The 10,245-nt window shown below is 66.4% G+C and carries 10 protein-coding genes; 6 read left to right on the forward strand and 4 right to left on the reverse strand.

The window, feature by feature from the left end; translation table 11 throughout:
* Positions 1-309 precede the first annotated feature (309 nt).
* From QE494_RS15400 to QE494_RS15410, 3 genes are all read right to left on the reverse strand, one after another.
* Entirely contained in the window at positions 310-1,788 is a 1,479-nt protein-coding gene (locus tag QE494_RS15400; RefSeq protein ID WP_300044579.1) for a TRAP transporter large permease subunit, read from the reverse strand.
* An 11-nt stretch (positions 1,789-1,799) separates the two neighbouring features.
* A complete protein-coding gene (locus tag QE494_RS15405; RefSeq protein ID WP_300044581.1) occupies positions 1,800-2,339 on the reverse strand; it encodes a TRAP transporter small permease subunit in 540 nt (179 codons plus the stop codon).
* 73 nt (positions 2,340-2,412) lie between these two features.
* A complete protein-coding gene (locus QE494_RS15410; RefSeq protein WP_300044583.1) occupies positions 2,413-3,342 on the reverse strand; it encodes a LysR substrate-binding domain-containing protein in 930 nt (309 codons plus the stop codon).
* A 143-nt stretch (positions 3,343-3,485) separates the two neighbouring features.
* On the opposite strand from QE494_RS15410, the gene QE494_RS15415 reads away from it, so the two are divergent.
* The 5 genes from QE494_RS15415 to QE494_RS15435 all read left to right on the forward strand — a co-directional run bounded on the left by QE494_RS15415 (position 3,486) and on the right by QE494_RS15435 (position 8,767).
* A complete protein-coding gene (locus tag QE494_RS15415; protein ID WP_300044585.1) occupies positions 3,486-4,670 on the forward strand; it encodes an acyl-CoA dehydrogenase in 1,185 nt (394 codons plus the stop codon).
* A gap of 15 nt (positions 4,671-4,685) precedes the next feature.
* The gene (locus QE494_RS15420) at positions 4,686-5,879 is read left to right on the forward strand and encodes a CaiB/BaiF CoA-transferase family protein (RefSeq protein WP_300044587.1); all 1,194 of its coding nucleotides are present in this window, start codon (positions 4,686-4,688) and stop codon (positions 5,877-5,879) included.
* Positions 5,880-6,088: 209 nt separating this feature from the next.
* Positions 6,089-6,769, forward strand: coding sequence for an isochorismatase family protein (locus tag QE494_RS15425; protein ID WP_300044589.1), 681 nt, complete (start codon positions 6,089-6,091; stop codon positions 6,767-6,769).
* A gap of 85 nt (positions 6,770-6,854) precedes the next feature.
* On the forward strand, positions 6,855-7,817 hold the full coding sequence (locus QE494_RS15430) for a polysaccharide deacetylase family protein (RefSeq protein WP_300044592.1): 963 nt from the start codon (positions 6,855-6,857) through the stop codon (positions 7,815-7,817).
* Positions 7,814-8,767, forward strand: coding sequence for a polysaccharide deacetylase family protein (locus QE494_RS15435; protein WP_300044594.1), 954 nt, complete (start codon positions 7,814-7,816; stop codon positions 8,765-8,767). Before QE494_RS15430 ends, QE494_RS15435 begins: the two co-directional genes overlap by 4 nt.
* Positions 8,768-8,894: 127 nt before the next feature.
* Here QE494_RS15435 and QE494_RS15440 read toward each other — a convergent pair whose 3' ends face one another.
* Positions 8,895-9,455, reverse strand: coding sequence for a nuclear transport factor 2 family protein (locus QE494_RS15440; RefSeq protein WP_300044596.1), 561 nt, complete (start codon positions 9,453-9,455; stop codon positions 8,895-8,897).
* A gap of 95 nt (positions 9,456-9,550) precedes the next feature.
* Here QE494_RS15440 and QE494_RS15445 point away from each other — a divergent pair.
* Positions 9,551-10,245, forward strand: a 695-nt coding sequence (locus QE494_RS15445) for a polysaccharide deacetylase family protein (protein ID WP_300044598.1), incomplete at its 3' end; no start/stop codon positions are given.

Below are 10,245 nucleotides of genomic sequence, written 5' to 3' on the forward strand. Positions count from 1 at the left end.
GGGTATGCGGTATGGGTGCAGCGGCGCCTATGCGGGGATGAGGAGCAGAGGTCGACAGGGGCCGTAGAGCGCGGCAGGTTTGAGGCCCGCAGGGCCGAGTTTGCCGCGCGTGCCCCTGGCGGCCGAGCACCGCAAGAAAGCCCGAAGGGCCCCCGCATCGAAGCCGCTGCGCCCGCACCGCATACCCGCCGCGCTCTGTGCCAAGGGCCAAGGGCCCAGGCAATGTCCAGAACTACAGAGCCCAGACGAAGGGCCCGAGGCGAAGGCGTCTCTGCATCGGCGTCCCGATCCAACGCCGGGACAAAGGGGTCACTTCTTGTTGAAGTAATCCGCTGGGTCTGGCGCCGACTGAGGAGCGGAATCGCCGCTGGGTCCGGAAGCGCCCGAGGCAGGCAGTTCGGCTGCTGGGGCCGGATCCTCGACCCGGATCTCCACGTTGTCGAGGTTGCCCGTTTCGGGCTTGTCGAGCATGCCGGTCACCAGCTCGGGGTAGAAGATCAGGATGCCCACCAGCAGCAATTGCAAGGCCACCCAGGGCAGCGCGCCCAGGTAGATGTCGGAGGTTTTGACCTCCTTGGGGGCCACGCCGCGCAGATAGAACAGCGCAAAGCCAAAGGGCGGGTGCATGAAGCTGGTCTGCATGTTCACGCAAATCAGCACGCCGAACCAGACCAGGTCGATGCCCAGCTTTTGCGCAATGGGCGCTAACAGCGGCACCACGATGAAGGCGATCTCGAAGAAGTCGAGGAAGAACGCCAGCACGAAAATCATGATGTTGACCACGATGAGGAAGGTCACCGCATCGTCCGCGCCTACCGAGATAAACAGGTGCTCAACCCATTTGCCGCCATCCACGCCCTGGAAGACCAGGGTGAACACGGTGGCACCGATCAGAATGAAGATCACCATCACGGTGACGTTCATCGTGTCTTTCATGCCGCCGTACAGCATGGACCAGTTCAGGCGCCTGTGCAGGGCCGCCAGGACCAGGGCCCCCAAAACGCCCATGGCGCCAGCCTCGGTGGGCGTGGCCAGTCCCATGAAGATGGTCCCCAGCACCACGAAGATGAGAGCAGACGAGGGCAGCACGCCCGCGGCCACCTTGCGCGCCAGCGCCCACCCGTGAAGCGTCCGCGCCTCTGGCGGCAGGCCAGGCATGGATTGAGGCCGCAGCCGGGACATCACGAAGATGAAGGTGGCAAAAATGAGCAACTGGGCGATGGAGGGCCCCACCGCGCCCAGGTACATGTCGCCCACCGACTTGCCCAGCTGGTCGGCCAACACGATCAGCACCAGCGAGGGCGGAATGACCTGGGTGATGGTGCCCGAGGCAGCAATGACGCCGGTGGCCAGGCGCATGTTGTAGCCGTAGCGCTGCATGATGGGCAGGGCAATCACCGCCATCGCAATGACCGACGCAGCCACCGTGCCGGTGATCGCGCCCAAAATGGCGCCCACCATGATGACGGCGTAGGCGAGGCCCCCGGGCACCTTGCCAAAGGCCTGGGCAAAGCCCTCGAGCAGGTCCTCCGCCAGCCCCGCCTTTTCCAGAATGGCGCCCATGAGCGTGAAGAAGGGAATCGACAGCAGCAGTTCGTTGCCGATGATGCCGAACACCCGGAACGGCAGGTTGGCCATGAACTGGGCCGGGAACAGACCGGCCTCGATGGCCACCAGGCCCGAGGCCAGACCCAGAGCGGCCAGCGAAAAAGCCACTGGCAAACCCAGCAGCAAAAAGACCACCAGCGCGGCGAACATCGCCGGGGCCATGATGTCAAAGAGGTTCATCTGTCGGCCTCTTACTGGAGCGGGCGCTCATAGTGGGTGTCCAGCGCGATCACGCCGCGCAGGGCCGCCACCCGCTTGATGACCTCAGAGACGCCCTGCAGCATGAGCAGGCCAAAACCCAGCGGCAGCAACAGCTTGACCGGCCAGCGGATCAGGCCGCCGGCGTTGGCCGAGATCTCGCCGATTTGCCAGGACTCGAGGAACCAGGGCCACGAGTACAGCACCATGAACCAGCAAAAGGGCATGAGAAAAGCGATCAGCCCGAACAGGTCCAGCCAGGTGCGCTGGCGGTCGCTCAGGCGACCATAGAACAGGTCGACCCGGATATGGCCGTTGGTGTTGAGCAGATGGGCGGCGCCCAGCAGCACGATGCCGCCAAACATGTACCACTGCAATTCCAGCCAGGCGTTGGAGGACATGTCAAAGATATAGCGGCTGAGTGCATTCAGGGCCGAGACCAGGGCGCAGATCAAAACCAGCCAGATGGCGACCACCGCGGCTCTTCGGCTGAGTTCATCGACCTGGCGGGCGAACTGGAGGAGGATCTTCACGGAGAGTCTTTCGACGAAGGGGCGAGTCAGAGGGGCGCCGTGGTGGAGGCGAAGCGCCGGCGCGAACACTAGCTCATGTAGCCTTTGATTTTAGCGATGGACCTGTCGAGGATCGCACCTGGCCCAGCAGCCACTGCCGGAACCGCCGCAGCGCGGCCGGCTCCAGCGCTTGCTCGGGGCAAACCAGGTAGTAGCCGCGTCCGGGTCGCCGCTCCCGGCAGGCGGGCACCAGGGTGCCGGCCGCCAATTCCTCCTGCACCAGCAGCGTGGGCATGAGCGCCACGCCCAGACCCGCGGCGGCGGCCGCCGCCTGCATGGAGAACTGCTCATAACGCGGTCCGGCCATGGCTGCTGGCGCGTCCACCCCCTCAGCCTCGAACCAGCGGCGCCAGTCCTCCGGGCGGGTAGACGGGTGCAGCAGCGGCAAGTCGGCCAAGGCCTGCGGCTTGAGCAGGCGGCCGGCCGGCAAGAAGGACGGGCTACACACCGGCACCACCTCCTCCACCAGCAGCAACTCGGCTCGGGTGCCAGCCCACTGCGCCACCTGCTCCGGGGTGCCAGCGAACAGGGCCGCGTCGAGGCCGGAGTCGGTAAAGAGAAACGGTCGGGTGCGAGTCTCCAAATGCACCTGCAGCCCGGGATGGGCCTGCGCCAGCCGCGGCAGGCGGGGGATCAGCCAACGGGTGGCAAAGGTGGGCACCGCACCCAGGGTGAGCGCCGCGCCCTCCCCCTGGCGGCCGATCACGTCCAGGGTGTCACGTTCGAGGCCGTCGAGCCGGGCCCGCACCTGGCGCGCGTAATCGGCGCCCGCCGGGGTGAGCACCATGCCGTGGCGGCTGCGGCGAAACAGGGCCAGGCCCAAAAAGGCCTCGAGCACCGCCACCTGGCGCGAGACGGCGCCCTGGGTCAGCGCCAGTTCCTGGGCGGCCCGGGTGTAGCTGCCGTGGCGGGCCGCGGCGTCGAAACAGGCCAGGGCCTGCAAAGAGGGAATCTTGCGTCGCATCGGAGACGGCCGGCCAGACGGGGCACGGGACCGACCGAGATACTATACAAGCTCATATCTGGCACAGGAATCATCGCTTGCCCTGCTGGGAGGCGACTCCTACGATTGCCGCACTTCATTCCTTCTTCGCACGAGACAAACCCATGAGCGCCAAAGCTACCTTCTCCTGGTCTGACCCCTTCCAGCTCGACGCCCAACTCACCGACGACGAGCGCCAGGTGCGCGAGGCGGCCCACGCCTATTGCCAGGAGCAACTGCTGCCCCGGGTGCAGATGGCCTTTCGCAATGAGCAGACCGACCCGGCCATCTTCCGCGAGATGGGGGCCCTTGGCCTGCTGGGCGTGACCATCCCCGAGCAATACGGCGGCGCCGGCCTCAATTACGTGGCCTACGGCCTGGTGGCCCGCGAGGTCGAGCGGGTCGACTCTGGCTACCGCTCGATGATGAGCGTGCAGTCCTCCCTGGTGATGCTGCCGATCAATGAGTTCGGTACCGAGGCCCAGAAGCAAAAGTACCTGCCCAAGCTTGCCACCGGCGAGTGGATCGGGTGCTTTGGCCTGACCGAGCCCGACCACGGCTCCGACCCAGGCAGCATGATCACCCGCGCCAAGAAGGTGCCCGGTGGTTACTCGATTTCGGGCGCCAAGATGTGGATCTCTAACAGCCCCATCGCCGACGTCTTTGTGGTCTGGGCCAAGGACGACGCAGGGTCGATCCGCGGCTTCGTGCTGGAAAAGGGCTGGAAGGGCCTGTCGGCTCCCGCCATCCACGGCAAGGTGGGCCTGCGCGCGTCCATCACCGGCGAGATCGTGATGGACGAGGTGTTCTGCCCCGAAGAGAACGCCTTCCCCGAGGTGCGCGGCCTGAAAGGCCCCTTCACCTGCCTGAACTCGGCCCGCTACGGCATCGCCTGGGGCGCGCTGGGCGCCGCCGAAGACTGCTACACCCGCGCCCGCCAGTACGTGCTGGACCGCCAGCAGTTTGGCCGCCCACTGGCCGCCAACCAGCTGATTCAAAAGAAGCTGGCCGACATGGTCACCGACATCAGCCTGGGCCTGCAAGGCTGCCTGCGCCTGGGCCGCATGAAGGACGAGGGCACCGCCTCGGTGGAGATCACCTCCATCCTCAAGCGCAACTCTTGCGGCAAGGCGCTGGACATCGCACGCGTGGCCCGCGACATGATGGGCGGCAACGGCATCAGCGACGAGTACGGCGTGGCCCGCCATCTGGTCAACCTCGAGGTGGTCAACACCTACGAGGGCACCCACGATGTGCACGCCCTGATCCTGGGCCGCGCCATCACCGGCATCGCCGCCTTCTCCAACTGACAGGGGCAGGGCACCATGAGCGCTTCTCCCGCCGCAGGGGAACCGGCAAGCGCCGCCCCACTCCGCTTGCTAGAGGGCGTGCGCGTCCTCGACCTCTCCCGTGTGCTGGCAGGCCCCTGGGCCGCGCAGCTACTCGCCGACTACGGCGCAGACGTGATCAAGGTCGAGAGGCCCGACACGGGTGACGACACCCGCGCCTGGGGCCCGCCCTGGTGGGACCAGGGCGGCGAGCCTGTTGGCGTCTACTTCCTCTGCGCCAACCGGGGCAAGCGCTCGGTGGCGATCGACATCGCTAGCCCGGAGGGTATTGCGCAGGTCAAGTCGCTGGCGACGGAAGCCGACGTGCTGGTCGAAAACTACAAGGTCGGCCAACTGGCCAAGTACGGCCTGGACGCCGCCAGCCTGCAAGCGCTCAACCCACGCCTGATTTACTGCTCGGTCACCGGCTACGGGCAAGACGGCCCCATGGCCCACAAGGCCGGCTACGACATGGCGGTGCAGGCCGAAGGCGGCCTCATGAGCATCACCGGCGAGCCGGGCGGCGAGCCGCAGAAAGTGGGCGTGGCCATCACCGACCTGATGACGGGCCTGTATGCCTCCACCGCCATCCTCGCCGCCCTGAACGAGCGTCACCGCACCGGGCGCGGCCGGGTGATCGACGCCGCCCTGTTCGATGTGCAAGTGGCCATGCTGGCCAACCAGGCCGGCAACCACCTGGTGGGCGGCCTGCGGCCCACCCGTATGGGCAATGCCCACCCCACCATCGTTCCCTACCAAGTCTTGCCCACCCTGGACGGGCACCTGGTGCTGGCTGTCGGTAACGATGGTCAGTTCACCCGCTTTTGTGAAGCTGCTGGCCATCCCCAACTTGCCCAGGATGTGCGATTTGCCACCAACCCGGCGCGGGTGCAGAACCGGGCGGCCCTCATTCCGCTGATTTCTGAATGGACCCGCACACGCAGCACTGCGGCCTGGGTCGACCTGTTGGGGCCCGCAGCCGTCCCCTGCGCCCCCATCCTCGAGGTGGCCGAGGTGATGGCGCACCCGCATGTCGCGGCGCGTGGCATGGTGGTGCCGGCTGACCCGGCCAGCGGCCGCCCCACCCTGGTGGCACAGCCCATGCGCTTTGACGGCCAGCGCCCGGCCTCGGTCCTCCCGCCGCCGGCCCTGGGCAGCACGCCAGACGCGCGCTGGCGCTCTGCGGACTAAGCGGGGACTGAGCGGCCACCAGGCGGGGCCTGAATACTCCCGCATGACATCCCGCGCCCTCTGCCCGGCGCCCGGCAGGCCGCGGGCGGCGGACAGAAGGCGGGCGGCCTCAGGCGCCACGGTTTGCCTTAATTTGTTCTATTGACAGAACAAATACGGCGCAGCAATATCAGAGGCAAAACCACCTTCGCTTCGCAAGCGCACGCCCCATGGAACTCTCCGACAAGTCCGCCCGCCAGCTTTACGCCGAAATCAAGGCCAACCCGACGCGCAAGCGTTTCGGCTTTGGCAAGGTGCCGGCCCTGATCAACATTGACCTGCAAAAGGCCTACACCTGCGTCGGCGAGTTCGCCACCGCCTACGAGACCGACCCCAAGCAGCTCGAGTACGTGAACCAGCTGGCCGAGTTGTTCAGGACCAAGGGCTTTCCCGTCATCTGGACCTATGTGGCCTACATGGACTCGGGCGAGGACTGCGGCATCTGGGGCACCCGCAGCAACACGCCCGACTCGCTGCAAAACATCAAGGTCGGTAGCCGACGCTCCGAGTTCGACGACCGCCTGCAGATTGACCGCAAGCGCGACATCATCATCAACAAGCGCATGGCCTCGGCCTTTTTCGAGACCAACCTGGGATCCATCTTCACCTTCCACGGCGTCGACACCTGCGTGGTGACCGGCGGCTCCACCTCGGGCTGCGTGCGCGCCACCGCGCTGGACAGCCTGCAGCGGTCCTTCCGCACCATCGTCCCCGAGGAGTGCGTGGCCGACAAGCACGAGTCCCCGCACTTCGCCAACCTCTACGACATGGCGATCAAGTACGCCGACGTGATCTCGGTCAAGGAGACCTTGGAGTCGGTGGCGAAGCTGCCGGGGAAAGTGATGGCATGAGCGCCGCGCCGAGCCGTCTCAAGCAAGCTCGCGCCCCCTCGGGGGGCAGCGAAGGACACGAAGTGCCGAGCGTGGGGGTCAAGAAATGAGCGCAACCACCGCTTCCAGTTCCGCAGCGCCGCCCCCCACCACCGCCCTGCGTGACCCGGGTCTCTACGACTACCTGCCCTGGAACGACCGCCCCACCATCCGCTGGCCCAATGGGGCGCGGGTGGCTTTCTGGGTGGCGCCCAACATCGAGTTCTACGAAATCGACCCGCCGCGCAACCCGGCGCGCGCAGCCTGGGGACGGCCCGCACCCGACGTGCAGAACTATGCCTATCGCGACTACGGCAACCGCGCCGGCTTCGCCCGTATGTTCGATGTGATGAACCAGTTGGGCGTGCGCGGCAGCGTCTCTCTCAACGTGGCAATGTGCGAGCACCACCCCGAAATCATCAAGACCTGCGCCGACGCCGACTGGGAGTTCTACTCCCACGGCACCTACAACACCCGCTACCTCATGGGCATGAATGAGGCGCAGGAGCGCGCGGTGATCCAGGACTCGATCGACACCATCAAAAAGCACACCGGCCAGAAGCTCGACGGCTGGCTGGCACCGGCCCTCACCTACACCGACCGCACCATGGACCTGGTGGCCGAGATGGGCCTGAGCTACGTCTGCGACCTGTTCCACGACGACCAGCCCGGGCCGGTAAAGGTGAAGCAGGGCAAGCTGACCAGCATGCCCTACTCGCTGGAGATGAACGACGTCATCGTCTACAACGTCAACCTGGTGCAGCCGCGCCGCTACGCCGACATCCTCAAACGCCAGTTCGACCGGCTTTACGCCGAGGGCGAGAAGAGCGGCACCGTGATGTGCATCCCCCTGCACCCCTACCTGGTGGGTCAGCCCTATCGCCTGGCCGCCTTCCAGGAGGCGCTCGAGTACATCACCGGCCACGACAAGGTCTGGGTGGCCACTGGCCGCGAGATTGCGAAGTACTACGCCGAGCACTACCACGAGGCCTTCACCCAGGCTGCGCACCCGGTGGGAGAAGCGCCATGAACAGCCCCTTCAATACCTCCGCCGGCGGACTGCCGGACGAGCACCTTCGCTATGCCAAGCGCGGCTACGGCATGGACCAGGACCGCTACGCCTGGTCGATGCTGGGCGAACGCAAGCCGGTGCAATGGCCCGGCGGGGCCCGCGTTGCCCTGTGGATCATCCCGGCGCTGGAGTGGTTTCCACTGAACATGAAGGGCGTGCCCTTCAAGCCGCCCGGCGCGATGCAGACCTCTTACCCCGATCTGCGTCACTACACCTTGCGTGACTACGGCAACCGGGTGGGCATCCACCGCATCATGCAGGTGCTGGACACACGCGGGCTCAAGGCCTCGGTCGCGGTCAATGCCGCAGTCGCCCGCCGCTACCCGGCCCTCATCAAGGAGTGCACCCGCCGCGGCTGGGAGGTCATTGCCAACGGCCTGGACATGGACCATCTGCATCACAGCGGCCTGTCGCTGGAGGCCGAGAAGCAACTGATCGAGCAGACCCTCTCCATCCTGCGCGACGCCAGCGCCCAACCGGTGCGCGGCTGGCTCTCGCCGGCCAAGTCGGAGTCCTTCCACACGCCTGATCTGGTAGCTGAGGCGGGCATTGACTACCTGTGCGACTGGGTCAACGACGACCTGCCCTACGCGTTCAAGACGGCGAGCCGGGCGATCCATGCGATGCCGCACCCGATCGACATCGACGACCACACCATCTTGGTTCAGAACCACCACAGCGAGGACGACTTTCGCGACGCCCTGATCGACCAGTTCAACTGGCTGTACCGCGAAGCGGGGCAGGCAGGCGGCCGGGTGATGGCGATCTCGCTGCACCCCTGGATCATTGGCCAGCCCTATCGCATTCGTGCGCTGGAAGAGGCCCTGGACCACATGCTGCGGCATGCGGGCGTGTGGTCCGCGACCGGCGCCGAGATCCTCGACGCCTGGAAGCGCCAGCAGGGCTGAGGCCCTTTTTGTGACCAGCGCCGGCGTGAACTCCTGGCAGCGTGTGCACCGGCCGGGCAACACACGGCCCGGTCAGCGCACCGCCGCTGCGCTGGCCGCCCTTCCCGCCACCTTGCCCGGTTCTGGTCTAAGCGCGCGGGGCCACTTCGGCCAGGTCGTTCCAGACGTCCTGGCGGCGAATGCGGCCCTCGGCCACCTCGAAGCGGTCGATGAAGCGAATGCCGGAAAAGGCGCGCCCGTCGAGCCACACGCCTTCGAGCGTGCCGGTGCAATAGACCACCGTGCCCTCCTCGCCCCAAACCTCGTCGAACCGTTCGAAATGCTTGCCTATCCGGGTGTAGCGGGTCTTGGCCCACGCGAGCAACTCGCTGAACTCTTTCATCGGCTTGCCGCCAGGGAAGACCATTTCGAAGCCGGGCGCCAGCAGCGCGCGGGCCTCATCGAGCTGCCGCGCCTGCATGAGTTCGAGGAACTGCCGCACCAAGGCGCTGGCATCGGGCAGCTCCGGCCCGCCCTGAGAGAACACCTTGCCATCGCGCTGGTAGGTGGCCGCCTCATTGACGAAGACGGTGGTACCTGCGTTCGCAGCGGCAATCACCGAGCGCACGCTGCGCGCCACCCGGCCCACCAGACGCGTGTGCGCCTCCTGGCTGTAGCCGGGCAAGAGGGTGATCGAGACGACAGGCATGGGAAGGCTCCTTTTCAAATGCAGCGCACGCATTGTGCCGGCCACATCAGCAGCCCGCGCAGGCATTCGGCAAAAAGACAAGAAGGCGCTGGGGCATGAATTCGGTCCACACGCCCGCCGTCGGCGGTGAAGCCAACCACCAGGCTGCCCTCCCGGTCATCCCCGGCGCCGACCGCATTGCGCACAGCCCGCTGCCCGCACGTGCCCCCCTGCGCTGGCCCGGCGGCGCGCGCGTGGCGCTGTGGGTGGCGCCCAATATCGAGCACTACGAGTACCTGCCGGAGAAGATCCGGGTGCGTAACCCGTGGCCGCGGGTGCCGCACCCCGACATCCTGGGCTACGGCCTGCGCGACTACGGCAACCGCGTTGGCGTGTGGCGGCTGATGGAAGTCTTCGACCGCCTCCGGCTGCCGGTGACCGTGTCGCTGTCGATGGCGGTGCTGGACATGTACCCCGACCTCGCCGAGGCGATGATGAAGCGCCAGTGGGAGTTCATGTCTCACGGCCTGTACAACACCCGCTACCACTGGAACCTCAGCGAGGCCGAGGAACGTGAGGCCATCGAGGAATGCCAGGCCATCCACTTGCGCCACACCGGAACGCGCCTGGCCGGCTGGTTCTCGCCTGCTGCCTCCAACACCCATCTCACGCCCGACCTGGTGGCAGAGAGCGGCATCCGCTACCTGTGTGACCTGTATCACGACGACCAGCCCACCCCCATCCGCGTGCGCCGTGGCACGCTGACCTCGCTGCCTTATTCGATGGAGATCAACGACAGCATCGCCTGGCG

Origin of the sequence: Ramlibacter sp. (genome assembly GCF_029866045.1) — a bacterium.
Classification (GTDB): Bacteria; Pseudomonadota; Gammaproteobacteria; order Burkholderiales; family Burkholderiaceae_C; genus Ramlibacter.

Coding starts and splice junctions, on each gene's coding strand:
- QE494_RS15425 (WP_300044589.1), top strand. CDS start 6,089: ATGGAACTCTCCGACAAGTCCGCCCGCCAGCTTTACGCCGAAATCAAG.
- QE494_RS15420 (WP_300044587.1), top strand. CDS start 4,686: ATGAGCGCTTCTCCCGCCGCAGGGGAACCGGCAAGCGCCGCCCCACTC.
- QE494_RS15430 (WP_300044592.1), top strand. CDS start 6,855: ATGAGCGCAACCACCGCTTCCAGTTCCGCAGCGCCGCCCCCCACCACC.
- QE494_RS15410 (WP_300044583.1), bottom strand. CDS start 3,342: ATGCGACGCAAGATTCCCTCTTTGCAGGCCCTGGCCTGTTTCGACGCC.
- QE494_RS15440 (WP_300044596.1), bottom strand. CDS start 9,455: ATGCCTGTCGTCTCGATCACCCTCTTGCCCGGCTACAGCCAGGAGGCG.
- QE494_RS15435 (WP_300044594.1), top strand. CDS start 7,814: ATGAACAGCCCCTTCAATACCTCCGCCGGCGGACTGCCGGACGAGCAC.
- QE494_RS15415 (WP_300044585.1), top strand. CDS start 3,486: ATGAGCGCCAAAGCTACCTTCTCCTGGTCTGACCCCTTCCAGCTCGAC.
- QE494_RS15400 (WP_300044579.1), bottom strand. CDS start 1,788: ATGAACCTCTTTGACATCATGGCCCCGGCGATGTTCGCCGCGCTGGTG.